Origin of the sequence: Lichenihabitans sp. Uapishka_5 (assembly GCF_033947565.1) — a bacterium.
Lineage (GTDB): Bacteria > Pseudomonadota > Alphaproteobacteria > Rhizobiales > Beijerinckiaceae > Lichenihabitans.
Genome location: NZ_JARPVX010000003.1, coordinates 60,823 through 85,387 on the forward strand (window position 1 = coordinate 60,823; position 24,565 = coordinate 85,387).

Genomic DNA, 24,565 nt, shown 5'->3' on the forward strand with positions numbered 1-24,565 from the left:
CCATTCGGGCGCCCAGCGTACCGATGACGCGGGGTTCAGCCCTTGCGTCGCGCCCGCATGGCCGATTTGGCCGGCACGACGCCGGCACCGGTCGGATCGAAGCCCACCAGGATCGTGTAGTCCTCGTCCGGATGCGCCACGATCGGTACCTGGAACGGTTCGGACACATAGGTGAAGGCGGTCTCGCTCGTGCCCGACGCAATGCTGGCCGAGATGCGGTTGAGCTGCGAAAACACCACCTTCTGCGTGGCATCGTTGCGAACCGCGACGCGGATCGGCACCGTGAAGGCACCCGGCGACCCTGACGGTCCAAGCAGCACCCGCCCTTCGGCCCCGACCTTCAGCAGAAGGTTGCCGCCCGCTTTCGAACATTCCCGCGCGATGTCGCCGAGGGAGAACTGGTAGCGCACGTTGGCGTTGGACTGCTCGCCCGCATAGGTCCGCACCGAGGCCGTGCCGTCCAGCACCTCGATGCTCGGGCATTCGACCTGAACCTCCGTTTGTGGCAGCGGCGCCGCGGAGGGGAACAGCTTGTTGAAGGCGACGAGGTTGGCAAGCTTTGACGACAGGGTCGGGCCGCCCTGGGTTTCGGGCTCGAACCCCGGCGTCCCGGCCGCTCCGCAGCCGGCCAGCACGAGGCACCCCGCCACGCCCATAATGGCGAAGCCGATCCGACGGGCCTTGTCGTGCTGCAACATCCACGGTCTCCCTTCCGGCCACGCTCACGCGCGATGGCGGATTTCGCTGGCGTTGTATCAAGCAGGTGCAGGAATCCAAGTCTTTCGGCAATCCTCGCCCTTCATCACGAGGCGTCATGAGCGCGATGGGAGGCCAAAAACCCAAGACCGGAGTGCCGCCCGGCATTGGCTTCACCGGCCGAAGCGCGTCACGTGGACATAGCGGAGCCGAGCGCCTATGCGTCGCGCCCATGCACGCGCTGCGCTCGAGCCTTCTTTCCCGATCTGCCTTGGCAAGGCCTGCCCTGGCGATCGCGCTCGTGTGCGTCGTCACGATAGCCAGCGTGTGGGCGTTGCAGCACGCCGGCTATGCCCCGTGCGAGCTCTGCCTGCGGGAACGCATCCCATTCTATTGGGGTCTGCCCCTGGCGCTGCTGGTGGCAGCCATCACCGCGCGGGGGCGAGCCGGGCTGCTGCCGGCCGGCTATGTGGCGTTGGGCCTCGTGTTCCTGGCGGGCGCGGGACTGGGGATCTACCATGCGGGGGTCGAATGGGGGATCTGGCCCGGTCCGTCGAGTTGCACCGGTGGCCTCGATCATCCGGCCGCGGTGGAGGACTTCCTGAAGCAGTTGAAGACCACTCAGGTGGTGCGCTGCGACGCGCCTGCGCTGCAGATGGCGGGTTTGTCGCTGGCGGCCTGGAACGCGGTGCTGTGCCTGGCGCTGACCGCGGTGGCGGGATTCGGCTTTCTCAGGAGCGACCGCCAGCGCGGCTGAGCGGTGGGGCTTCCGCCACGGGCGTTGTGGTGCCGGGCACGAAAGCGTCGAAGGCGGCCCAAAAACGGTGTCGCAGCACGTCGCGCTCCATCAGGATCTCGTGACGGGCGCCCGGGATCGACACAAGGGTGCCGGCCTTCAATCGCTGGCCGAAGCGTTCCATCGCAGCAACCGACACCACACGGTCGTCGCCCGGCACCACCATCAGGATCGGGGCGGCGATGCGGGCGGGAAAATCGAAACCGGCCATCGGCGCCATGGCGGCGAGGGCCGCCCGCAGCCAACCGATCGTCGGCGCATCGACGGTCAGGCGGGGTTCGGCCCGGCTGACCGCCATCATGTCGGCGAACCGAACGGGATCGGTGGTCAGCACATTGTCGACGAAGCCTTCTTCCAGCACCGCCGTGCGCTCGCCGGTCGGCACGAACAGCCCGCCAAGGCCGCAAGCCGACGCCAAACCCGACATCACCCGTAAAAACCCCGTCGCCTTGAGGCGGTCCACGGCGATCATCGGGGCCGACAAGACGATCCGCTCGAAGGCGCAAGCGCCCGCCGCATGGCGCAGCATCACGGTGCCACCCATCGAATGAGCAAGGCCGAAGAACGGCTTCGGGCAGGTAGGCTCCAAGACCTCGTCGACGAGGCCAGCCAGATCGGCGTCATAATCGGCGAAGCTGGCGACGTGGCCCTTGCGTCGGTTGGTCAGCGTGCGGGACGACAAGCCCTGCCCTCGCCAGTCGAACACCACCACGGCCAGATGGCGGCGCAGCAGATCGTCCACGACTTCGAAATACTTTTCGATGAACTCGCCGCGCCCGGTGCAGACCAGCACGGTCCCCCGCGCCACCTCTGGCTTCCAGCGTGCGACGCGCAACCTGATGCCGCCGAGGCGGTGCAGCCATTCCACCGTGGCCCCGGGCGGCGCATGGCGTTGCGCGAGCTGGACCAAGGTGGCGGGGGTGTCGGTGTCCAGTTGGGCGCGACCGGATGATGGTCCACCGGTCGCGCCCATGGCGGTCACGCCCGTCTAACGAGACGCAGCAGGAGCAGCAGGATCACGGCGCCGATGAAGGCATCGATCACGGCAGCCACGAAGCCGACGCCCAGGTGCACGCCGATCCGCGGCAGCAGCAGCCCGGCGATGAAGGCCCCCACGATTCCCACCACGATGTCGCCCAGCAGACCAAAGCCGGCGCCACGCACCACGAGTCCCGCCAGCCAGCCGGCCAGCGCGCCGACCACGATCCAGATCAGAATTTCATTCACATCCATCAGCCTGTCTCCTCCAAGGCGAAAGCGACCACCAACGTGGCAGGCGGTCCAACGGTTCCGCTCAAGCTCGCCTTTCGGCGCGGCAATCAGGCGATGATGTCGGGTGTCGACTGGTCATCCAGATAGGCGATGCGGTCGCGCAGCACGAGCTTGCGCTTTTTCAGGCGCTGCAATTGCAGTTGATCCGGCGTTCCGAGATGGATCAACGCCGCGATGGCGCCGTCGAGGTCGCGATGCTCCTCGCGCAGTCGTTCCACCTCCCGCGCGAGCTGAACCTGCTCTTCGGGATTCATGTGCTCGATCATGAGCGGCCAAACTCTCCGGGGGGCGCCGGCCTTTGTCGAATTCACCGGCCGGCGCATAAGTATGGCCGCAGCCGCCTGCGACATCAAGGCAGCGCCCTAGGCTTCGCGGGGCAAGGCCCGTAGAAGATCAGGAAAACATCTCCGAACGCGATCCCCCATGGCGCCTCCCGGCCTCCCCTATTTCAAGATGAACGGCATCGGCAATGCGATCCTGGTGGTCGACGGCCGTACTTCTGGATTCGTGGTGACGTCTTCCACCGCCAGGGCCGCAGCAGCCCAACCAGGGTTGGGCTTCGACCAGTTGATGGCGATCGGGCGGCCCCGTGATGGCCACCGGGACGCCTTCGTGACGATCTTCAATGCCGACGGTACGGAATCCGGTGCTTGCGGAAACGGCACCCGCTGCGTCGCCTGGGCGCTGCTGCGGGACAGTGTCGAGACAGCCGTGACGGTTGAGACAGCGGCCGGTCGCCTGGCCTGCCGGCGCCTGGGGCCGCTACGCTTCTCGGTCGACATGGGTTCGCCGACGCTCGCTTGGAATGCCATTCCGCTGGCGAGGGCGGTTTCGGATCTGCAGCATGTTCCGCTACGGCCCGTCGCGGGCCTTCCGGCGGACCTGTCCCATTGCGCCGCCGTCGGCATGGGCAACCCGCATGCGGTGGTTTTCGTGCCTGACGTTGCCGCGATCCCGCTGGCCGAGGTTGGCCCGGCAATCGAACACGATCCAATGTTTCCCGCCCGCACCAACGTGTCGTTCGCGCAGGTGATCGACCGCAGCACGATCCGGCTGCGGGTATGGGAGCGCAGCGCCGGCGCGACGCTCGCCTGCGGTTCGGCGGCTTGCGCCACTGCGGTGGCGGCGGTTCGCGCCGGGCGCACGGACCGCGAGGTCCGCGTCATGCTTCCAGGCGGCGACCTCGCCATCGAATGGCGCGCGGAGGACGGGCACGTCGTGATGACCGGTGACGTGGTGCTCGAACATGCGGGCCTGCTGCCGGCCGAGGTCGTCGAGGCGACCGGATGAGCGCCGCGCCGCGGGTCGACCTGCTCAGCTTCGGCTGTCGGCTGAACATCGTCGAGTCGGAGGCCATGCGGCGCGAAGCACTGCGAAGCGGCCAGCTTGATCTGACGATCGTCAACACCTGCGCCGTCACGGCCGAGGCGGTGCGCCAGTCCCGCCAGGCGGTGCGACGAGCCCGTGCGGCGCATCCGACCGGGCGCCTCGTGATCACGGGCTGCGCGGCCGAGATCGACCCGGTGGGCTTCGGCGCCATGCCGGGTGTCGACGCGATCCTGCCGAACCGCGTCAAGGCCGATCCCGCGTCCTGGCCGATGGACGAGGGGGCCAGCCCGGAGGCCGACGGCGCGTCGGGCGGGCCTTCCCTCGGCGGGAGGTCGCACTCGAGAGGGTTCGTCGAGGTCCAGAACGGCTGCGACCATCGCTGCACCTTCTGCGTCATTCCGCTCGGGCGTGGCGCCTCGCGTTCGGTCACGCCGGACACCGTTGTTTCGCGCATCCGCGCCTTGGTCGAGGAAGGCGCCAGGGAAGTGGTGCTGACGGGGGTCGACGTGACGTCCTATGGCGGCGACCTCGCTTCAGGGCTCCGCCTCGGCAACCTCCTGGCCCATGTGCTCCGCGCAGTGCCGGAACTGCCACGGCTCCGCTTGTCGTCGCTCGACTGCATCGAGGCGGACCCGGCGCTGCTCGATCTCGTGGCCACGGAGCCACGCTTGATGCCGCACCTGCATGTGTCGCTGCAATCGGGGTCCGACCTGATCCTGAAACGCATGAAGCGTCGCCATGGGCGCTCCGACGCCATCGCGTTCTGCCGAACCTTGAGGGCGCTGCGGCCCGAGATCGTGTTCGGCGCCGACCTCATCGCCGGCTTTCCGACCGAGGACGAGGCCATGTTCGCCGACACGCTCGATCTGATCGAGGCCTGCGGCATCACCTATGTTCACGCCTTCTCCTATTCTCAGCGCCCGGGCACCCCCGCGGCCCGCATGCCGCCCGTGCCGGGCGATGTCGCGCGTGACCGGGGGCGCCGGTTGCGCGAGGCCGGCGAGCGCCGGCTTGGCCAGCACCTCGAGGGCATGGTGGGGCGTACCGTCGAGGTGCTGACCGAGCGCGGCGGTACGGGGCGTGCGCCGGATTTCACCCTGGTGCGGCTGCCACCCGAGACGCCTCCAGGCCTGCTCCAGCCTGCCACGCTATGCGGCCACGACGGACGCGTCGCGATCGCCGATACGGCGGCGTCCGGTCTACGCCGCCCAGCCTGACGAGGTCGCGGCTTCGGGAAGGACATGCCGATGGCTGACGCTTGCACCGGCGGGATCGACACAGGCTTCATCGCGCTCGGCTATGGCAAGGTCGCCGTGCTCGGCGTCGTCCAGGGCCTGACCGAGCTGCTTCCCGTGTCGTCGACGGCCCACATGCGCATCGTTCCGGCGCTGCTGGGATGGCAGGACCCCGGCTCGGCTTTCTCGGCCGCCATGCAGCTCGCAGCCCTGGCCGCGGTGGTGTCGTATTTCTGGGCCGACATCCGCTCGGTCGCCAGTGGGGCGATGAGCGCCATACAGCGCCGCGATTTCCGGGCCTGGGACCTTCGCTTCGTGGTCTGGATCGGGCTCGCCACCATTCCGGGGGTGCTGGGCGGCGCCCTGCTGAAGAGCCGGCTCAACACCTGCGGATCGTCGCTGCGCAGCCTCGAGGTGATCGGCATCGCCTGCCTGGTGATGGGGCTGCTGCTGGCCATTGCGGAGCTTTACTGCAGGCATCGACGCGTTCTGGCAGACATGACGCTGCTGGATGCGATGATCGTCGGCATCGCGCAGGTCGGCGCGCTGATTCCCGGCGTGTCCCGCTCGGGGTCGTCTCTCACGGCGGCGCTGTTTCTCGACCTGCGGCGCGAGGAAGCTGCGCGCTTCTCGTTCCTGCTCGGTCTTCCGTTCATCGCGCTGGCAGGAGCCTTTGAGCTCCTCCAATTGTTCAAGGCTCATCTGGGTGCTCAGGGCTGGTCGATCCTCGCGGTCGGCCTCGTGGTCGGGGCCGTCTCGGCCTTTGCGGCGATCTGGAGCCTGATGCGGATCCTCGAGCGTTTCTCGGCTTGGCCGTTCGTACTCTACCGGATCGTGCTCGGCGTCTTGCTCCTGGTCGGCGCCAAGGCGGGCTGGCTGTCCTGAAGCGCGTCGAGCTTCGGCCCGGCCCATCATGCTGTCGCCCCTTTTGCTTGATCAGCATCGCAACCGCTGACACAAGCGCGGCCTGACCGTCCAACCACGGGGGATGGGACTGGCTTTCGGCAAGCACCGCCCCAAGATGACGAGGGCGGCGCTCGGAAGCGCGAAGCAAGAGGATGGGAATGGCCGACGACGAGGAACGCCGCCAGGGGATGGCCCGGCCGAACCGCCGCGATCCGGCTCGGAGCGGCCGACGCTCGCCTCCGGTGATCGACGGATCGGCCGAGGATGTGACGCCAGCGGGCGAAGCAATGATCCCGGTGAGCCCCGAGGTCGAGCCGTCGCAGGACCAATCCACACCGTCGCCGAACGAGGCGGTGTCGCCCATGCCGGGCGACACCATCGGGACGAGTGAAACGCCACCAGACTCGCACGCTGCCTCGCATCCCTTCACCACGCCCGATCCCGATGCGACGGCCGGTGCGTCGCGGTTCGCGGCATCCAGCTCCGCTATGCCCGCGGCCCCGGCGCGCTCGCCCCTCGCGCTGTTGTCGACCATCGGGGTCCTGATCCTGGCGGCGGGCCTCGTTTATCTGTGGTCGCAATTGACTTCGATCCCGCCGGACCAGTCGGCCGCGGTGGCCGACCTCCGGTCGCGGCTCGCCGCCGTCGAGAACCGCCCCGTGTCAGATGCCGGTGCCGTGGCCGACCGCGTGGCCAAGCTCGAAGCCGCCGCCACGGCGACCCAGTCTATCGAGACCGCGCTTGGCAAGCGCCTTGACGGTGTTGCCAGCGCCATCGCGGCACAATCCGACGTGCCGGGCCAGGTTGCTGCCCTGCGAAGCGCGGCCGCCGGCCTGAAGACGGGTCTCGCCGACGTACAGACGAGCGTCGCCGCCATCCCCCGGCCGGACGTCAGCAGGATCGAGTCGCGCTTCGGCGAGGTCGATACCCGGCTCAACGCTTTGCAGGGCACCGTGAGCGCGATCCCCCACGTCGACCTCGGGCCCATCACGGCCAAGGTGGACGGCATGACGTCCCGCTTGACGCCGCTCGAAAGCGAACTCGCGGCAGCAAGCGCGCCCGACCGGATCGCGCAACGCAAGGCCGCGCCGCTGGCCGTCACCGCCCAGGCGATCGGCGATGCGATCAAGTCCGGACAACCGTTCCCGCAGGAGCTGCGCGCATTGCAGGCCCTCCAGGCGGACCCGGCCCGCATGACGCCGCTCGCCGCCGTGGCTGAGGCGGGTGCGCCGACCTTGCGCGACCTTCAGACGGGTCTCGATGACCTGCGCGGCCGTATCGTCGCCCAGGGTGCCACGCCGCAGAGCGGCTCCTATGTGGATCGGTTGATGGCCGGCGCCTCGAGCCTCGTTCAGGTGCGGCCTCTCGGGAGCGTGGTGGGCGACACACCGTCTGCCGTGGTATCGCGGATGCGCGACGCCATCGCGTCCGACGATCTCGGGGCCGCTCTCGATGACTGGAAGCTGCTGCCAGCCGCGTCGCAGGAAGCCTCGAAGTCGCTCGCCGACCGGATCCGGTCGCGGCTCGATGCCGAGCGCGCCGCCCGCGACATCGCCACCACTGCCATCGGTGCCATGGGATCACCGAAGGGCTGACAACCCCCACGATAGGTCGCAACGCGGCCCATCGTGCGCACGCATGGTCAAAGCTTGGTCGACGCGGCTTGCGGAAGGCCGCTCAGGAAGGTGTCGCGGTCGATGATCCGTGTTCTGGTTTTTCTTGCCGTCGTCTTGTGTCTCGCCTTCGGGGCGAGCTGGCTGGCCGACCACCCTGGCTCGGTCGCCATCACGGTTGGCGGCCAGGAATACCTTTTCTCGACCTTGCTGGGCCTAATGGCCCTGGTGGCCGCAGCCGTGGTGCTGGTCATCGTCTGGTCACTGATCCGGTTCGCCTTCCAGCTGCCGTCCCTGGTCAACGTTGCATCGGCCAATCGCCGCAAGCAGCGGGGCTATGCGGCCTTGTCCCGCGGCATGGTCGCGGTGGGCTCGGGTGATGCCGATCAGGCTCGTCGCTATGCCATGGAGGCGGCGCGCCTGCTCAAGGGCGAACCGATGGCCCTGCTGCTGAAGGCCCAGTCGGCCCAGCTTTCGGGCGACCGTGAGAGCGCCGAACAAACGTTCACGGCGATGCTGGAGCATCCCGAAACCCGCACGCTGGCGCTTCGGGGCCTTTATATGGAGGCCGGCCGCCGCGGCGATCCGGTCGCCGCCCTGGCCCATGCGGAAGCCGCCCAGAAGATCACCACCCTGCCCTGGTCGGCCAATGCGCTCCTGCAGGCCCGTGCCGCCGAAGCCGATTGGCTCGGGGCGCTGCGCATCGTCGAGCGCAACGTCGGCGCTCGCATCTGCGACCGGGCCACCGGCAATCGTCAGCGTGCCGCCCTGCTGGCTGGTCTCGCATTGGACATGCAGGACCGCGACCCCGCTCAGGCGCTCGACGCCGCCCGCGACGCCCTCAAGCTCGCCCCGACCCTGGTTCCGGCCGCCGCCGTGGCGGGCCGCCTATTCAGCCGCAAAGGGGACTACCGCCGCGCCAGCAAGATTCTCGAGCTTGCTTATGCGACAACACCGCATCCCGAACTCGCCAATGCCTACCTGCATGCCCGGCCCGGCGATTCGGCGGCCGATCGTCTGGCGCGCGCCGAAACATTGGCGCGCTACGCTCCCGACGCGACCGAAAGCCGCCTCATCGTCGCCCACGCGGCCATCGACGCGCGAGCCTTCGACGCCGCCCGCGCCGCCCTCGCGCCCCTGGTCGAAGCCGGCCAGCCGACCTGCCGCACCTGCCTGACCCTGGCGGACCTCGAGGAAGCCGAACACGGCCAGACCGGCGCCGTACTGGAATGGACCCAGCGCGCTTCCACCGCCATGGCCGATCCGGCCTGGGTGGCGGACGGACTGGTGTCCGACACCTGGGCGCCCTTCGCGCCCAACACCGGTCGCCTCGATGCCTACCGTTGGGAGGTCCCCCAGACCAACAGAAGCATCGCCCGACCAGCCATCAGGCCGCTCACGGACCCAAGCCTGCCGGAGCTGCCTCGCGAACCATCCGTCGCTATCGTGGCCACCGCGTAAGGGCAAGCAGGCGATCGCGCCGAGCGCGGTTGAGGTCGCGATTGGGCTTCCTCGACCCACGCCGCGCAAAAAATATCCAGTGTGCAGGTCGGGGCGCCCGGGACCGCGGCAGCGCCGCTTCGAACCTGTCCATAAAGTTGATCCCGCGGCTTGCACTCCGGCTTAGCCCCGGCTAAGTAACCGCTCACGACCGACGCACCGCCGATCATCAATCGCGGAACGCCTGGTGGGGGATAGTTCAACGGTAGAACAGCGGACTCTGACTCCGTTAATCTTGGTTCGAATCCAGGTCTCCCAGCCATAAAGCGTCATTGAATCAGGCCTTCGAGCCTATGTTCGGTCGATCTTTGCTTTCCTGACGTTCCGGATCCAGGTCATTCCCGGATGTTGGCGCGGGTGCCTGCTTGCGTTGACGAAGCGCACCGATCAGAACCAGATTTCGCCACCCCAACCGACCTGAGCTGACGCGCGCAACTGCGCCCCAAGGCCATGTGCTTGCTTCCATTGTCCAATGATCCACGATGGGCTGCCCGCCCCGTGAGACGGGACAGCCCTCGACCATCACGTATCAGCGATAGCGCGCCAACCAATGGGCGTAGGGGGCCGGCAGGGTGGCCCAGGCGGCATTGTCGAGGCCGAGCGCCTTGGCGGCCGCGTAGGGCCAATGCGGGTCGGCCAGCAACGGGCGACCCAGCATCACGAGATCCACCTTGCCGTCGCGCACCAGCGCATCCGCCTCGTCGGGTTTCGAGATGTACCAGCTGGTCGTCCCTGGCAGGCCGGTCTCGCGCCGCACCTCGGCCGCGATGTCGCCCATGAAGTTCGGCGCCCACGGGATCTTGGCGTCGGGCGTGTTGAAGCCGATCGACACATCGACGAAGTCGAGGCCCTCGTCCTTCATGCGACGCAGCAGCGCGATCGCCTCGCCCAGCATAGCGTCGTTGCCGTCGAACTCGACGACGCCGAGCCGCACCGTCAGCGGCCTGTCGGCCGGCCACACCTTGCGCACCGCTACCAAGGTCTCGAGCAAATACCGGGCCCGATTTTCAGCCGACCCGCCGTAAGTGTCGCTGCGGTGGTTCGAGATCGGCGAGAAGAAGTTCTGCGCCAGATAGCCGTGCGCCATATGCAATTCGAGCCACTGGAACCCGAGATCGCGGGCCCGGGTGACGGTCGCCACGGTCTCGGCCTGCAGCCGCTTGATGTCGTCGAGGCTGAGTTCCTCCGGCACGCGGTCGAGGCCGCCTCCGAAGGCAAGGCGCGACGGTGCCACCGTGGTCCAGCTGTTCGGCTGGCCCGCGGGGATGTGGTCGTCCCCTTCCCAAGGGCGATTGGCCGAAGCTTTGCGGCCCGCATGGGCGATCTGGATGCCGGGCACCGCACCGGCTTCGACGATGCCTGCCACGATCGGCCGCAGCGCTTCTGCCTGGGCGTCGTTCCAAAGCCCGAGGTCACCCCAGGTGATGCGCCCTTCCGGTGCCACGGCGGTGGCTTCCAGCACGACGAGACCGGCGCCGCCGCGGGCCAGCGAAGCGTAATGCACGCGGTGCCACTCGTTCGCGACACCGTTGACCGCCATATACTGGCACATCGGCGACACCGCGATGCGATTGCGCAGGGTGACGGACTTAAGCTTGTAGGGATCGAACAGGTGCGTCATGGATTCTCCTCGGGTTTGCCTGCCGTCTTAGTTCGATATGTTTCGAACAAAGGCAAGGGGTCGTCGAGGGGGACCGTGTGTTAAAGCAGGAGGCAGCACCGTCGCTCAGGCTGGAAACGATCCTCCACGCGCTCGGCGACCCGGTGCGCCTCGGTATCGTGCGACAGCTCGCCCGCGAAGGCGAAAGCAGCTGTGCGGCCCTGAACGGGGGCCGCTCCAAATCCACCATGTCGCATCATTTCCGGGTGTTGCGTGAGGCCGGTCTGGTGGTCACGCGCGTCCAGGGCGTCACCCACATGAACGGCCTTTGCCGGAGCGCCGTGGAGGCGTCCTTCCCGGGCCTTCTGGCTGCCGTGATCGACTGCCCCGTCGCAGGCGCGCCGGTCGAGAACAGCGCCGCTTGATTCCAGCACCTCAGACGCGCGGCCGCATCCCCTCCGCGGCCTGGCAATGCTAGCTTGGGTTAGCGTCGCAGGTACATCGTTCTCCTCATGATCCAAGCTTCCCGTATCAAGATCCTCAAGGACGGACCCGAAAACCCAGAAGGCGCCTACGTGCTTTACTGGATGGGTTTGTCGCAGCGCGCCGTGTTCAATCCGGCGCTCGAATATGCGGTGGACGAAGCCAACGACCGCAAGCTGCCGCTGGTGGTGTGCTACGGCATCGCGGAAGGCTTCCCCGAGGTGAACGCCCGGCACTGGACCTTTCTGCTGCAAGGCATGGCCGAGATCGGCCCGGCTCTGGCCAAGCGCGGCATCGGCTTCGTGGCCCGGCGCGAAGGTGGCCCGGTCGGAACCGCGCTGCATTATGCCGCCGATGCCGCCACCGTGGTGATCGACCGAAACTACCTGAAGCCGATCCGCGCCTTCTACGACGACTTCGTGGCCCGGGCGCCGTGCCGGGTGGTGCAGGTCGAGGGCGACGTCGTGGTGCCGGTCGAGACGGCCTCGCCGAAGCACGACTACGCCGCCCGCACGTTGCGACCCAAGGTCTACCGGCTGTGGGAGGAATACCTGCACCCGCTACGGCCGCGACCGGTGCATCACCGGGCCACCGCGATCAAGCTCGAATCGACGCTCGATCTCGACGACGTGGCCAAGACGGTCGCCGGGCTCAAATGCGACCAGGGTGTCGGCCCTGTGAAGCGCTTCACCGGTGGCCATGCCGAGGCCGAGCGACGGCTGAAACATTACCTCGGCGGCCCCTTCGCGCATTACGCCACCATCCGGGGTAAGCCCGAGGCGGGCGCCGCGTCCCACATGAGCCCCTATCTGCATTTCGGCCAGATCTCGCCCGTCGCCATGGCGCTGGCGGTCCGGGCCGCGAGGACCGGCGATTCGGACGACCGGGCCGCCTACCTCGAGGAGCTGGTGGTGCGGCGCGAGCTCGCCATGAACCACGTTTATTACCAGCCCGATTACGCGACGCTCGACGCCGTGCCGGAGTGGTGCCGCAAGACGCTGGATCAGCACCGGGGCGACCCGCGACCGCACCGCTATAGCCGGAAACAGTTCGAGGCCGGGGAAACGCATGACCGCTATTGGAACGCCTCCATGCAGGAGATGCGCGAAACCGGCTACATGCACAATCACATGCGCATGTATTGGGGCAAGAAGATCGTCCAGTGGTCGGCCTCGCCCGAGGAGGCCTGGGACATCGCGATCGGGCTTAACAACAAATATTTCATCGACGGGCGCGACGCGAACTCCTTCACCAACGTCGGCTGGCTGTTCGGCTTGCACGATCGGCCCTGGGGCACCCAGCCGGTTTATGGCACGGTGCGCTCGATGGGCGAGGCGGGCCTGAAGAAGTTCGATGCCGACGGCTATGTGCGGGAGGTGGCGCGCCTCGCCGCGGCCGAGCGCGACTGAAGCGTCGAGCCCAGCGTCAGCCTTTCAGCTTCTGCAGCGCCGCGAAGGGGCTGTTCGACAGATCGGGCTTGGGCGGATCGAGGATCGGCCCGACCTGCGCCACTGCGTCGGCGAGCGAGGCCGCCGTGCCGGTGGTCAGGCGACCGCCGGATGCATCCTTGTGGCCGCCACCGCCGAACTTGCGGGCGGCATCGAGCGCGGTCTCGTTGTTGGAGCGGAACGACATCGAACCCGAGCGCTGCAGGTTGATGACGAGCTTAGCGTCGCCGGATGCCATGATGGCGTCGGACACTCGCTGGAAGGTGCCGGCATCGAGGCCAAACGACAGCTTGGCACCGCCTTCGAGCCGTCGGAACAGCGCCGGCGAACGGGCCAGGTAGGGCGCGAGTCGCATCCGGGCCGTCATGGCCGGGTCATCGCCCGGCTGGTCGGCCAGCATGGCGTCGAGAACGGCGGTCCGCAGCGCCCCGACGTCGCGCTCGATGCTGGCCGGGGTGGCGCCGCCGCCGAGCCGCGCTGCCATGCCGAGCAGCAGGCGCCCGATGAAGCGGTCGTGCGACGGATGGGCGACCGGGATGAAGCCCGAAACATTGTCCCAGAACACTTCGTCGAGCACCGCCGCCTGTTTGAACAAGGGGTCGTCCTTGCGCCACAGGTCGACCGCATCGATGGCCGCCACCAACACCGGCAGGGCGGCCGTCACCTCGGCCTCCGGCTCGGTCGTGGCGTAGAGCGACCGATGCTCATAGGCGAGCCGGGTGGCGCAGCGCGCCTCATCAATCATCACCACGATGGCCGGGTCGTCGAAGGCGATGCGGCTGAAGCTCGCCGGCGCATCGGTAGAGGGTGGCGCGGGCATCAGCCCCTGGGCGGCCAGCTGGTCGAGCGAGGAAGCGTGGTGGTCGAGCACGATCAGCCGGTGGGCGCGCTCGGGGCCCCGCTTGGCGTTGAGCGCCGCAAAGTTCTTCAGAAAGGTCACGGCCACGGGCTCGAGCCCGAGATCGGTCATCATCAGCGTTTCGGGCTCGTCCGTGCGGCGCAGACGCCCCAGTTCGGCCTCCACCACCGGCCCGACGTCGGCGTAGCGCGACACATGCACGATGCGACCGACATCCGCATAGGCGCCGACAACCGTCGAGGCACCGTAGCCGTCGAGGTCGTGGTGGGTCAGTTGGGTGATCTTCATCGGGTGTCCATCGAATCGGGCGGCAATGTCCGGGGTGGAGGCTGGGCTAGCGATAGCCCGATGCCTGCAAGGCGAACAGGTCCGCGTAAAGCCCGCCGGTCGCCAGAAGCGCCGCATGGCTGCCGGATTCCACCACCCGACCGCCTTCCAGCACCAGAATGCGGTCGGCCATGCGGACGGTCGAGAAGCGGTGCGAGATCAGGATCGCGGTCTTACCGCGGCTGAGGTCGCGGAAACGCTCGAACACCTCATATTCGGCCCGGGCGTCGAGGGCGGCCGTGGGCTCATCGAGAATCAGGACGTCGGCGTCGCGCATATAGGCCCGAGCGATGGCGATGCGCTGCCATTCGCCGCCCGACAGGTCGACGCCATCGTTCAGGCGGCGCCCGAGCGGCTGCTCGAAGCCGAGCGGCAGCCGGTCGATGACCCGGTCGGCGAGGCTGCGGGCAGCGGCTTCGACGACGCGGGGGCGCTCGGCAAGGTCGCCGATGCGACCGACACCGATGTTCTCGGCCGCCGTCAGGTGGAAGCGGACGAAATCCTGGAAGATGACACCGACGCGGGCCCGCAGCTGCGCCAGGTCGTAGTCGCGCAGGTCGCGGCCATCGAGCAGCACCCGGCCTTCCGTCGGATCGTAAAGGCGCGCCATCAGCTTGACGATCGTGGTCTTGCCGGCGCCGTTCTGCCCCACCAGGGCCAGCACCTCGCCCGCCTGGAGCGTCAGGTCGAGGTGGCGAACCGCCCAGGCGTCCTGGCCCGCATAGCGGAAGCCCACATCCTCGAACACGAAGCCGGTGCGCATCGGCTGCGGCACCGGCAGCGGCACCGCCGCGTCGACGATCGCGGGACGCAGGCCGAAAAAGTCGAACAGGTCGGCCAGGTAGAGCACCTGCCCGGCCAGTTGCGAGAAGCCGAGCAGCAGTCCCTCCAGCAGCCCGCGCAATCGCAGGAACGAGCCCGCCAGGAAGGTCAGGTCGCCAAGGCTGAAGCGCCCGGAGGCCGCGCGCCAGACGATCAGAAAGTAAGCCAGGTAGTAGCTGAGCGTGCCGATGCCGGAAAACACGGTGCCCCAGACGGCACGGCGCACCGCCAAGCCACGGCTGTCGGCCAACATGGCTTGAGCCAGCAGGCCGAAGCGATCCGCCAGGAAGCCGCTCAGGCCGAACAGCTTGATCTCCTTGGCGGTTTCGGTACTGGAACCGAGATAACGCAGGTAATCGAGCTGCCGCCGCTCGGGCGTGCGGAGATAGTCGATGCGGTAGCTTTGTCCGTTGAAGGTCTTCTCGCCGAGGAACGACGGGACCAGGGCAAGGCACAGCAGCACGATCAGCCAGGGCGCATAGCTGAACAGGCTGGCCGCGAGCGCCACGATGGTCAGGCCGTCCTGGGCCTGGCCGAACACCTGGGTCAGCAGCGTGGTGCGGCCGCTGACCTGGCGGCGCGCCCTGTCGAGCCGGTCTTGCGCGGCGCTGCTTTCGAGCTGCTCGAGGTCGAGCGTCGCCGCGTGGGTCATCAGCCGCATGCTGGCGAGCGTACTGTAGCGCTCGGATAACAGGCCATCCACAAGCGCGCTCGCCCGCGCCAGGGCTGTGGCCAACAGCGCCAGCGCGCATTCGAGGCCGAGCAGCACCATCAGGCGATCGAGCCGGCCGGACGCCAGCCCATCGGCGAGGCCGGCGCCGACAAAAGGCTGTCGGGCCTGCGCCACCACGGCATCGATGATGAGCTTGCCGACCCAAAGGGCGAGAAGCGGCTGCACGGCGCGCACGAGGCGCAACACCATGCTGGCCGCCATGAGGGCGGGACTTGCGGCCCAGACCAAGCGGAACAAGGACACGAGATGGCGGAACGGGCCCGCCTTGACGCGAAGCGCGTCGCGCCACCGGCGGACAGTTGAGATCATGGCCGCAAGGTGGGTGGTTCTGGCGCGAAGTCCAGTCGCCCGAGCTCGCGGCGGCGACGCGGCGGAACGGGATGCCGTTGACAGGGCGTCGCAGCCAGCAGTGTCGACGTCATGGCGATCGCCTGTATGGTGGCCGCATGAACGATCATCCCCGCCTTTGCACCGCCACGCTGGACCGCCTGCCCCATGGCGTGGCGCGCCCTTCCTATGACCGCGCCACTCTGGCGACCGGCATCGTGCATCTCGGCATCGGCGCCTTCCATCGCGCCCACCAGGCCGTCTACACCGATTCCGTGCTGGCCATGGGCGACCGGCGCTGGGGCATCCTGGGCGCTTCGCTGCGCAGTGCCGACACGTGCGACGCCTTGGCGCCGCAGGACGGGCTTTACGGCCTCGCGGTGCGGGATGCGGCGGGCGAACGGCTGCAGGTGGTGGGCAGCGTCACGCGGCTCGCGGTGGCGCCCGAGGACCCGGACGCGCTGATCGCCGCCATGGCGGCCCCCGACACCCACATCGTATCGCTCACCGTCACCGAGAAGGGCTATTGCCACCGGCCTGCCACAGGCGCGCTCGACGAAGATCATCCCGACGTGAGGCACGACCTCGCCCATCCTGAAGCGCCGCGCTCCGCCCCGGGCTTCATCGTCGAGGCGTTGCGCCGCCGCCGTGCTGCCGGCCTCACACCCTTCACGGCGCTCTGCTGCGACAACCTTCCCCACAATGGCGCGACGCTACGGCGCGTGCTGGTGCGCTTCGCGGCACTGCGCGACCCCGACCTCGGCCGCTATGTCGAAGGCGAATTGCGCTGCCCTTCGACGATGGTGGACCGCATCGTGCCGGCCACGACGGACGCGGATCGCGCCCGGGTGGCGGATGCGCTCGGCCTCGCCGATGCCTGGCCGATCATGACGGAGCCCTTCACCCAATGGGTGATCGAGGATGATTTCGCTGGCCCGCGCCCGGCCTGGGATGCGGCCGGCGCCACCTTCGTGCAGGACGTGGCCCCTTATGAGCTGGCCAAGCTGCGGCTGCTCAACGGCAGCCATTCGACCCTCGCCTACCTGGGCTACCTCGCGGGCCACGAGACCGTCTCCGACACCATGGCGGCGCCCGGCTTCGCGGCGCTGGTCGAAGCGCTGATGCGCGACGAAGCGGCCCCGACCCTGCCGCCGGTGCCCGGCCTCGATGTGTCCGACTATGCGGCCTCCCTGCTGGCACGCTTCCGCAACCCGGCACTTCAGCACCGGACGTGGCAGATCGCCATGGACGGATCGCAGAAATTGCCGCAGCGCCTGCTCGGCACCGTGCGGGACAGGCTTGTGGCCGGCCAGCCCTTCGGCCGTCTTGCGCTCGGGATCGCGGCCTGGATGCGCTACGTCACCGGACGTGACGAACGGGGTGAGGCCATCGACGTGCGCGACCCGCTGGCGGCGGACCTGCGGGCCAGGACGGCCCCTTGCACCACCGCGGAAGCCTTGATCGACGCCTGCCTCGGGGTGCAGGCCGTCTTCGGCACAGATCTGCCGGCCGAGCCAGCCTTCCGGTCCGCCGTCGGCGTAGCGCTCGCGGCCTTGCTGCAGCACGGCGCCGCCAAGGTCGTCGCGGAGTTCCAACATCCGGCATGATCGTGCCGGCCCGCCGATCCCGGGCGCCGCGATGTGACCAATCGCGCCTCTTTGGGCGGAGGCGCCTCGTCCCCATCTAGGGAAGAGGCCCCGGGTTGGGGGTTCGCGAGATGAGCCGATGTTGTTTCTGATGCGCCCCGCCTTCCTGCTCGGCCTCGTGTTGCCGGCGCTCATGGGCTCAGACCTGTCGGCACAGGCGTCGGCCCGTTATCGTGGCACGGCTGCGCCTGCTTCGGCCTCTTCCAACGGTTACGGCACCAATGCCGCCAACTCGACCGCGGTCGGGGCGCCCGTCGGGGCCTATGGCGGCTACGTGGTCAATAATTACGGCTTCGGCAATTACGTGTCTGGCCCGGCCGGCTATGGCGGCTACCCGTCCGGCAGCGCCGGGGCGCAGATCTGGAAGCAGCGTGAAGAATGGAAGTGCCAGAATTCACCCGAATCGTGCTGAAGTTCTGACGCCGAGGGTCGCCTCATGGCCTTGGACGCCGACCGTCCCGATCCGCCCTCCTCGGCCGACACCGAGCCGGAAGGGTTCGGCGATGCCATCGAGGCTGCGGCCTTGATGCTGGCCCTGATGACGGCGTTGGCCACTGTTGGATTTCAATGGCAACGCGCCCACGAGCGTTCGGCGCAGCGTTTCGCCATCGCGTTGGTGGAGCGCATCGCGCGCCATGGCGAGCGCGCTCTCGTGCCGGTGTGGTCCGGACTCGGACGCGGTCCCACGTCGGTCGAGGCCAGGCATACGTTCCAGGCCCTGCGCGGCCTCGGCCCCCTGCAGGCTTTAAACATCGGCACCTGCCGGGTGGCGAGCCGCTTCGCCCTTTGCCAAGGCACCCGCTATCATTGCCAGGTGTCGGCCACCACGCCGGCCGGGCCCGTTCAGGCGTCCGTCGGCCTTTGCAGCCCCGGCGCACGGGCGCCTTACACATTCGACACCTTCGATCTGACGGTTCCGGTGACGAGCGACGATCGGGGCAATCGCCCGGCCGTCGACATCGGTCGCGACGGCCTGATCCGCTACGGCACGACGGCGCCGCGGCCCGCGCCCCTGCCGGTGCGGTCGCGGCAGCGCCACCTGCCCGGCACGCCCCCGCTGTGAGCCGGCGTCCTCCCGGCCGTCGCGACGCCATCGAGGCCGCGCTACGCCATCTGGCGCCACGCCTGCCGGCCTTCGAGCTCGGCGTCGTGGCCGACCGGGCCCTCGACAGCCGCGGCCTCGCGACCGCAGCACCCGGCGAAGCGGCCTGGCTGGCGCTGGTCAGCACCGCGCGGCATGAAAAGACGGACTACGATGCGCTGCTGCATGAAGGCTACGACCACGACAGCGCCCGCTTTTTCGTGCGCGACCCGACCAATGCCGCCCTGGCGGCCTGGGGCTGCCGACGCCGGGTGACGGGCCTCGAGGTCGAATGAGCTGCGGTTGACCGGCGGGCCTGCGCGCCTCTAGGGTCCGCCCACCTCCCCGACCCGGACCCGTTCATGCCTTTCGACGCCGGCGCGCCCGCCGACCCCAAGCGATCCTTCCAGGACCTGATCCTCACGCTGCAGCGCTTCTGGGCCGACCAGGGCTGCGTCATCCTGCAGCCCTACGACATGGAGGTGGGCGCCGGCACCTTTCATCCGGCCACCACGCTTCGGGCGCTCGGCCCCAACCCATGGCGGGCCGCCTATGTGCAGCCGTCGCGGCGGCCGAAGGACGGGCGCTATGGCGAGAACCCGAACCGGCTGCAGCATTATTATCAGTTTCAGGTCATCATCAAACCCTCGCCACCGAACCTGCAGGAGCTTTACCTCGCGTCGCTCGCCGCCATCGGGGTGGATCTGACGATCCATGACGTGCGCTTCGTCGAGGACGATTGGGAAAGCCCGACGCTCGGCGCCTGGGGTCTCGGCTGGGAATGCTGGTGCGACGGCATGGAAGTGTCGCAGTTCACCTATTTCCAGCAGGTGGCGGGCGTCGAGTGCTCTCCCGTATCGGGCGAGCTGACCTACGGACTCGAGCGTCTCGCCATGTACGTGCAGGGCGTCGAAAACGTTTACGACCTGAACTTCAACGGCCGCGACGGCGACGAGCGCATCAGCTACGGCGAGGTGTTCAAGCAGGCCGAGCAGGAATACAGCCGCTTCAACTTCGAGCAGGCCGACACGACCCTTTTGTTTCAGCACTTCAAGGATGCCGAGGGCGAGGCCAAGGCGATCCTCGCGGCAGGCCACGAGGGCGACCGCCACGCCATGGCGCTGCCGGCCTACGACCAGTGCATCAAGGCGAGCCACATCTTTAACCTGCTTGACGCCCGTGGCGTCATCTCAGTCACCGAGCGGCAAAGCTACATCGGCCGGGTGCGCGACCTCGCCAAGGCCTGCGGTGCCGCCTGGCTAAAGACGGCGGGCGGCGGCGCCCCCGCCTGAGCCGAACCCTTACAGTCAGGGTTGGCCGGTCGCCTTGCCGTCGAGCAAGCCTTGCTTCGCGGCCTGGTTCACCGCGATGGGCAGGTTCTTGGCCAGCACGTCGGCGATCGCATCGATCGGCAGGCCCAGTTGCTTCGCCACCTCCTGCAGCTTGGCATTGCCGAGGCCCTGGCGGATCTCGTCGGCCGTGATGGGCTGGTTGTCGCCCTGGCCGAGCCAGGAATTCACCTTGGCGCCCATGCCGTTCGCATTCAGCTGCTCGACCATCGTGCCCAGCACCGCCGGGCCCACGGCCTCGATCAGCTTCTGCCCGAGCGCCGAGCCGCCGATCCCCTCGACCAGATTGCCGAGTGTGCCACCCCAAGACGTCATGCGCGGTCTCCCCCGATCGAGCCGCACCCTGCGGCCATTCCCGCCCACCTAGGGCGCGGCACGTGGCGCGACCATGCCGGAACGCGCTTGACAATCGGCGGGCCGCTGCCGACCACACCTCCGAACGCGAACGCCGAGACCCATGCCCGACCTTCTGCTCGAATTGTTTTCCGAAGAGATCCCGGCCCGCATGCAGCGGCAGGCGGCGGCCGACCTGAAGAAACTGGTCACCGACGCCCTGGTGGAGCGCGGCCTCGTTTACGAGGGCGCCCAGGCCTTTGCGACCCCGCGCCGGTTGGCCCTGCACATCGCCGGCCTGCCGGCTAAGCAGCCCGATTCGCGGGAAGAGCGCAAGGGGCCGCGCGTGGGGGCGCCGGAGGGCGCCATCCAGGGCTTCCTCAAGGCCGCGGGGCTGAGCCACATCGGCGAGGCCACGGTCACGCAGGACAAGAAGGGCAGCTTCTATACGGCCGTGATCGCACGCGCCGGGCAGGACACCATCGCGGTGTTGGCCGAGCTGCTGCCGACCCTCATCAAGGCCTTTCCCTGGCCGAAGTCGATGCGCTGGGGCCGGGGCTCCTCGAGCCCCGAGGCGCTGCGCTGGGTGCGCCCGCTGCAGTCGATTCTCTGCACCTTCGGGGCCGAGACCGAAGACCCCGAGATCGTGCGGTTCAGCGTCGGCGCGATCGAATCCGGCAACGTGACGCGCGGCCATCGCTTTCTGGCGCCACAGCCCTTCACGGTGCGGCGCTTCGACGATTACGCGCCGGCGCTCTTCGCCCACAAGGTCGAGCTCGACGGTGACCGCCGCGCCGAGATCATCCGGCAGGATGCCCGCAACCTCGCCGGCGCCCAGCTGCTCGAGGTGGTGGAGGACGAGGCCCTGCTGGCCGAGGTGTCGGGGCTCGTCGAGTGGCCCGTGGTGCTGATGGGCAGCTTCGACGCCGCCTTCCTGACCATCCCGGCGGAAGTGATCCGCGCCACGATCCGGGCCAACCAGAAATGCTTCGTGGTGCGGGGCCTCGATGGGGCGCTGGCCAACAAATTCCTGCTCACCTCCAACCTCGTGGCGCCGGATGGCGGCGCCGCCATCGTGGCCGGCAACGAGCGCGTCGTGCGGGCGCGGCTGTCAGACGCCAAGTTCTTCTGGGAGTCGGACCTGAAGGTCCGCCTAGAGGATCGGCTGCCAAAGCTTAAGAATATCGTGTTCCACGAGAAGCTCGGCACCCAGGACGAAAGGGTCGAGCGCATCGTGGCGCTCGCCCGCGAGCTGGCGCCGCATGTCGGTGCCGTCCAAGCCAAGGCCGAGCGCGCCGCGACGCTCGCTAAGGCCGATCTCGTGTCCGAGATGGTGGGCGAATTCCCCGAGCTGCAGGGCCTGATGGGGCGCTATTACGCGGCAGCGCAGAACGAAGACGCGAGCGTCGCCGCGGCGGTCGAGGACCATTACAAGCCGCAGGGCCCGGGCGACCGCGTGCCGAGCGACCCCGTGTCGATCGCCGTGGCGCTGGCCGACAAGCTCGACACGCTCGTGGGGTTCTGGGCCATCGACGAGAAGCCGACGGGCAGCAAGGACCCTTATGCGCTGCGCCGAGCGGCGTTGGGGGTGATCAGGATTGTGCTGGAATGCGAGTTGCAGCTATTGCTCAATTCAGTTCTGTACCCTGCTCAGGCCCGACTAGCAGGTCAGCTAGCCAGAAACCCCTTCATCGATAAGGCAGCTGCTCTCAAGCAATCACCACTACTAACAGGTGATGAGAAGGCTGCTGCCATCGGGCGAAGCATCGATGAAGAGCTAAGCACTTCGAGCATCGCCCGGCGCCGTGCGGAGACTACACGCACTGACCTCCTCGCCTTCTTCGCCGACCGCCTCAAAATCTACCTGCGCGACAAGGGCGCCCGCCACGACCTCATCGACGCCGTCTTCGCCCTGCCGGGCCAGGACGACCTGCTGATGGTCGTGCGCCGTGTCGAGGCGCTGGGCCGCTTCCTTGAGACCGAGGACGGGCGCTCGCTGCTGGCCGGCTATCGCCGCGCCGCCAACATCCTGAAGGCCGAAGAAAAGAAGGACGGCGTCGGGGCCTTCGAGGCGCCACACGATGCTGCCCGGCTCGAACTCGCCGAGGAGCGCGCCCTCGCCGAAGCGCTCAACACCGTAGAGGCGGAAGCCGCCACGGCCGTTGCCGGGGAGGATTTCGAGGCTGCCATGCGGGCCCTGGCCCGGTTGCGCCCGCCGGTCGATGCCTTCTTCGACAAGGTGACGGTCAACGCGGAGGACCCCGCCTTGCGGGCAAACCGACTGCGCCTGCTCGGCGCCCTGCGGCGCGCGACGCTGACGGTGGCGGATTTCGGCAAGGTCGCCGGCTGAGACGCCGACCGGGGCTGGCGCGCTCGGCGGCTTATACCGCCCCAAAGCGATCGTGAACCGTCACCGCCCCTCATTCCGGGGCGGCGCAGCCGAACCCGGAACCGGTGTGCTCCGGTCTGCGACGCCGAAGCTCCCGGTTCCGGGTCTGCGCTGCGCTTGCCCGGAGTGACGGAACCACGGGTGATCAACGCTGCATGGTGTGAGCCGGGCTCAGCGAGCCCAAAGCCGCGGCAAGGCGCCAGCCGCGCCGGTGACGGGGTCTCTCATGGGAAACGACACGCTCCGCATGCGGGCCAGCGCGTCCGGCGGCAGCGGGTCGCGGCGCACGTCGCACACGGCGCCGGGCGGGTAGGCCCCGACGGTGAGAAGGTCGGCTTCGGGCGTCATGTTGCGATGGCCCGTGCCGGCCGGCAGCACGATCACATCGCCGGCCGCGACGGTGACGCTTAGCCCCTCGGGGCCGCCGAGCAGCACCTCCGTGGCGCCGCGCGCGATGCCGAGCACCTCATGAACGTCCGCGTGGTAGTGATGGTAGCTGTAGATGCCGTTGCGCCATTGCGCCGGCCATCCATTCCGGCCGAACAAGGCTTCGAAGGCCGCCGCCATATCGACCGTGTCGGCCGGGAGCGCACCGCGATACACCAACATCGGCAACCAGGGATTGTTCGGCATGGCGCCGCTCGGGCCGAACTGAATGGCTTCGGGGATCAGGTCCAATAGAGCACCTTGGCTTGGGGCAGGACGGCGGCCGCGAGGCGCATCAGTTCGCTTCGCAGCTCGCCCATCGTGGCGGTCGGGTAGACATGCTTGATCGAGCCGAATTTGGTGAACTTGCGGCTGCGCAGCGCTTCGTCCATTTCGAGCTTGGAAGCCGGGTACCAGTCCTGCAGCACCGCCTTCGACTTCGGCGTGAACCGATGGGTGATGAACTCTGCCGTCAGGTCCAGGTTGCGCACGTCGCGCAGCGCCGCCGCGGCCGCATCGAACAAGTCCGCATAAGCGTCCCGCCAACCCTCGAGCGGCTGGATCGGCGCCACCGTCAGGCCCACCTTGTAGCCGGCCCGCGCCAAGGCGCCGAGCGCCGCCAACCGCTCGTCCAGCGAAGCGGTGCCGCCTTCCTGGCGCAACAGCGGCCGGGCATTGACCGACATCCGCACCCGCACGCGACCGTTGTGCGCAAGCCCGAGCAGCGGCGCCACGCCGGCGAATTTGGTGGTGAAGCGCAGTTGCACAGGTGCGTCCCAGGCGCCGAAGCGCTGCACCGCCGCGCTCAGGCTGCCGGACAGATGCTCGATGCCGAGCGGATCGGTGTAGCAGGACGCCTCATAGGTGGTGCCCTCGGCGGCCCGGGCCTCGGACGCGGAGGTGACCGCACCCTTGCCGAGATAATCGGCGAGCCCGTCGAGGATCTCATCGAGGTTCGCATAGACCCGGGTGATCGGCGGCCCGCCGAGCGAGCCTGCGAGATAGCAATATTGGCAATGGGCCGGACAGCCCTCGGCAAGGTCGAAGCGCCAGTCGGCCGACGGTGGGATGGGTTGAAGCCGTCGCTTGGCGGCGGACGCCACGGTGACGGCCAGCGTACCTTTGGCGGCCTTGTAGCGGGCACGGGCATCGCCCTCCTGGCCGAGGCCGACGAGGCGGTCGCCGGGCAGCTCCACCACTGGACAGCCGAGCGCCGCTGCCCGCTCAACGATGGCCCGGCCATGCGGCCAGGCTAGCGCGGCACGCGTCACCAGCACGCGGTCGGGTCGCCATTGGCGCGCTCGGGGCTGCGGCGCCAGGACGTCGAGCAAGGGTTCGGCAAGGCTCATGGGCCACCAACGCCGCAACCCGGCCGACGCATCCCGGGCATGGTGC

General features: G+C 68.5%; 24 protein-coding genes and 1 tRNA gene. 15 read left to right on the plus strand and 10 right to left on the minus strand.

All coding sequences use genetic code 11. The annotated features are described in order from the left end of the window. Positions 1 to 35: 35 nt before the first annotated feature. A complete protein-coding gene (locus tag P7D22_RS02255) occupies positions 36 to 698 on the minus strand; it encodes a hypothetical protein (protein WP_319932576.1) in 663 nt (220 codons plus the stop codon). 269 nt (positions 699 to 967) lie between these two features. Here P7D22_RS02255 and P7D22_RS02260 point away from each other — a divergent pair, with 269 nt between their 5' ends. Then, positions 968 to 1,453 (plus strand): disulfide bond formation protein B, encoded by a 486-nt coding sequence (locus tag P7D22_RS02260; RefSeq protein WP_319932577.1) that lies wholly within the window; start codon positions 968 to 970, stop codon positions 1,451 to 1,453. On the opposite strand, the gene P7D22_RS02265 is transcribed toward P7D22_RS02260, so the two are convergent. The 3 genes from P7D22_RS02265 to P7D22_RS02275 all read right to left on the minus strand — a co-directional run bounded on the left by P7D22_RS02265 (position 1,428) and on the right by P7D22_RS02275 (position 3,030). Continuing rightward, positions 1,428 to 2,465, minus strand: a complete 1,038-nt coding sequence (locus P7D22_RS02265; RefSeq protein WP_319932578.1) for an alpha/beta hydrolase — start codon at positions 2,463 to 2,465, stop codon at positions 1,428 to 1,430. The genes P7D22_RS02260 and P7D22_RS02265 overlap by 26 nt on opposite strands. A gap of 5 nt (positions 2,466 to 2,470) precedes the next feature. After that, a complete protein-coding gene (locus P7D22_RS02270; RefSeq protein ID WP_319932579.1) occupies positions 2,471 to 2,725 on the minus strand; it encodes a GlsB/YeaQ/YmgE family stress response membrane protein in 255 nt (84 codons plus the stop codon). 86 nt (positions 2,726 to 2,811) lie between these two features. Continuing rightward, entirely contained in the window at positions 2,812 to 3,030 is a 219-nt protein-coding gene (locus P7D22_RS02275) for a YdcH family protein (protein WP_319932666.1), read from the minus strand. Positions 3,031 to 3,187: 157 nt separating this feature from the next. Between P7D22_RS02275 and dapF the strand changes: the two genes are divergently transcribed. The 6 genes from dapF to P7D22_RS02305 all read left to right on the plus strand — a co-directional run bounded on the left by dapF (position 3,188) and on the right by P7D22_RS02305 (position 9,609). After that, positions 3,188 to 4,054 carry a diaminopimelate epimerase gene (gene dapF / locus P7D22_RS02280; protein ID WP_319932580.1) on the plus strand — a complete coding sequence of 289 codons (867 nt, stop codon included), beginning with the start codon at positions 3,188 to 3,190 and terminating at the stop codon, positions 4,052 to 4,054. Further along, positions 4,051 to 5,310, plus strand: a complete 1,260-nt coding sequence (gene mtaB / locus P7D22_RS02285; protein ID WP_319932581.1) for a tRNA (N(6)-L-threonylcarbamoyladenosine(37)-C(2))-methylthiotransferase MtaB — start codon at positions 4,051 to 4,053, stop codon at positions 5,308 to 5,310. Before dapF ends, mtaB begins: the two co-directional genes overlap by 4 nt. Positions 5,311 to 5,340: 30 nt before the next feature. Continuing rightward, the gene (uppP, locus tag P7D22_RS02290) at positions 5,341 to 6,213 is read left to right on the plus strand and encodes an undecaprenyl-diphosphatase UppP (protein ID WP_319932582.1); all 873 of its coding nucleotides are present in this window, start codon (positions 5,341 to 5,343) and stop codon (positions 6,211 to 6,213) included. A 179-nt stretch (positions 6,214 to 6,392) separates the two neighbouring features. Beyond that, complete coding sequence (locus P7D22_RS02295) at positions 6,393 to 7,829, plus strand: COG4223 family protein (RefSeq protein ID WP_319932583.1); 1,437 nt, start codon at positions 6,393 to 6,395, stop codon at positions 7,827 to 7,829. Positions 7,830 to 7,931: 102 nt separating this feature from the next. After that, positions 7,932 to 9,308: a heme biosynthesis protein HemY gene (locus P7D22_RS02300; protein WP_319932584.1), complete on the plus strand. Its 1,377-nt coding sequence runs from the start codon at positions 7,932 to 7,934 to the stop codon at positions 9,306 to 9,308. 227 nt (positions 9,309 to 9,535) lie between these two features. Then, positions 9,536 to 9,609, plus strand: a tRNA-Gln gene (locus tag P7D22_RS02305). A gap of 267 nt (positions 9,610 to 9,876) precedes the next feature. On the opposite strand, the gene P7D22_RS02310 is transcribed toward P7D22_RS02305, so the two are convergent. Continuing rightward, complete coding sequence (locus P7D22_RS02310; RefSeq protein ID WP_319932585.1) at positions 9,877 to 10,968, minus strand: NADH:flavin oxidoreductase/NADH oxidase; 1,092 nt, start codon at positions 10,966 to 10,968, stop codon at positions 9,877 to 9,879. Positions 10,969 to 11,045: 77 nt separating this feature from the next. On the opposite strand from P7D22_RS02310, the gene P7D22_RS02315 reads away from it, so the two are divergent. Both P7D22_RS02315 and P7D22_RS02320 read left to right on the plus strand, forming a co-directional pair. Continuing rightward, complete coding sequence (locus P7D22_RS02315) at positions 11,046 to 11,372, plus strand: ArsR/SmtB family transcription factor (RefSeq protein ID WP_319932586.1); 327 nt, start codon at positions 11,046 to 11,048, stop codon at positions 11,370 to 11,372. A gap of 87 nt (positions 11,373 to 11,459) precedes the next feature. Next, complete coding sequence (locus P7D22_RS02320) at positions 11,460 to 12,839, plus strand: deoxyribodipyrimidine photo-lyase (RefSeq protein ID WP_319932587.1); 1,380 nt, start codon at positions 11,460 to 11,462, stop codon at positions 12,837 to 12,839. Positions 12,840 to 12,855: 16 nt separating this feature from the next. On the opposite strand, the gene P7D22_RS02325 is transcribed toward P7D22_RS02320, so the two are convergent. Continuing rightward, complete coding sequence (locus tag P7D22_RS02325; protein WP_319932588.1) at positions 12,856 to 14,025, minus strand: dimethylmenaquinone methyltransferase; 1,170 nt, start codon at positions 14,023 to 14,025, stop codon at positions 12,856 to 12,858. Positions 14,026 to 14,071: 46 nt separating this feature from the next. Next, the gene (locus P7D22_RS02330; protein ID WP_319932589.1) at positions 14,072 to 15,928 is read right to left on the minus strand and encodes an ABC transporter ATP-binding protein; all 1,857 of its coding nucleotides are present in this window, start codon (positions 15,926 to 15,928) and stop codon (positions 14,072 to 14,074) included. A gap of 137 nt (positions 15,929 to 16,065) precedes the next feature. On the opposite strand from P7D22_RS02330, the gene P7D22_RS02335 reads away from it, so the two are divergent. The 5 genes from P7D22_RS02335 (at position 16,066) to P7D22_RS02355 (ending at position 19,965) form a co-directional block, all read left to right on the plus strand. Further along, positions 16,066 to 17,553, plus strand: coding sequence for a mannitol dehydrogenase family protein (locus tag P7D22_RS02335; protein WP_319932590.1), 1,488 nt, complete (start codon positions 16,066 to 16,068; stop codon positions 17,551 to 17,553). A gap of 118 nt (positions 17,554 to 17,671) precedes the next feature. Then, positions 17,672 to 18,004 (plus strand): hypothetical protein, encoded by a 333-nt coding sequence (locus P7D22_RS02340; protein WP_319932591.1) that lies wholly within the window; start codon positions 17,672 to 17,674, stop codon positions 18,002 to 18,004. A gap of 24 nt (positions 18,005 to 18,028) precedes the next feature. Continuing rightward, on the plus strand, positions 18,029 to 18,655 hold the full coding sequence (locus P7D22_RS02345) for a hypothetical protein (RefSeq protein WP_319932592.1): 627 nt from the start codon (positions 18,029 to 18,031) through the stop codon (positions 18,653 to 18,655). Beyond that, positions 18,652 to 18,969 carry a DUF2293 domain-containing protein gene (locus P7D22_RS02350; protein WP_319932593.1) on the plus strand — a complete coding sequence of 106 codons (318 nt, stop codon included), beginning with the start codon at positions 18,652 to 18,654 and terminating at the stop codon, positions 18,967 to 18,969. Before P7D22_RS02345 ends, P7D22_RS02350 begins: the two co-directional genes overlap by 4 nt. A gap of 66 nt (positions 18,970 to 19,035) precedes the next feature. After that, the gene (locus P7D22_RS02355; protein ID WP_319932594.1) at positions 19,036 to 19,965 is read left to right on the plus strand and encodes a glycine--tRNA ligase subunit alpha; all 930 of its coding nucleotides are present in this window, start codon (positions 19,036 to 19,038) and stop codon (positions 19,963 to 19,965) included. 15 nt (positions 19,966 to 19,980) lie between these two features. Here the strand turns inward: P7D22_RS02355 and P7D22_RS02360 are convergent, their stop codons facing one another. Further along, positions 19,981 to 20,337: a YidB family protein gene (locus P7D22_RS02360; RefSeq protein WP_319932595.1), complete on the minus strand. Its 357-nt coding sequence runs from the start codon at positions 20,335 to 20,337 to the stop codon at positions 19,981 to 19,983. 142 nt (positions 20,338 to 20,479) lie between these two features. Between P7D22_RS02360 and glyS the strand changes: the two genes are divergently transcribed. Continuing rightward, positions 20,480 to 22,705 carry a glycine--tRNA ligase subunit beta gene (gene glyS / locus P7D22_RS02365; RefSeq protein WP_319932596.1) on the plus strand — a complete coding sequence of 742 codons (2,226 nt, stop codon included), beginning with the start codon at positions 20,480 to 20,482 and terminating at the stop codon, positions 22,703 to 22,705. Between the two features lie 210 nt (positions 22,706 to 22,915). Here glyS and P7D22_RS02370 read toward each other — a convergent pair whose 3' ends face one another. Further along, positions 22,916 to 23,422 (minus strand): cupin, encoded by a 507-nt coding sequence (locus P7D22_RS02370; RefSeq protein WP_319932597.1) that lies wholly within the window; start codon positions 23,420 to 23,422, stop codon positions 22,916 to 22,918. Further along, positions 23,413 to 24,519, minus strand: a complete 1,107-nt coding sequence (locus P7D22_RS02375) for an SPL family radical SAM protein (RefSeq protein WP_319932598.1) — start codon at positions 24,517 to 24,519, stop codon at positions 23,413 to 23,415. Before P7D22_RS02375 ends, P7D22_RS02370 begins: the two co-directional genes overlap by 10 nt. Between the last annotated feature and the right edge of the window lie 46 nt (positions 24,520 to 24,565).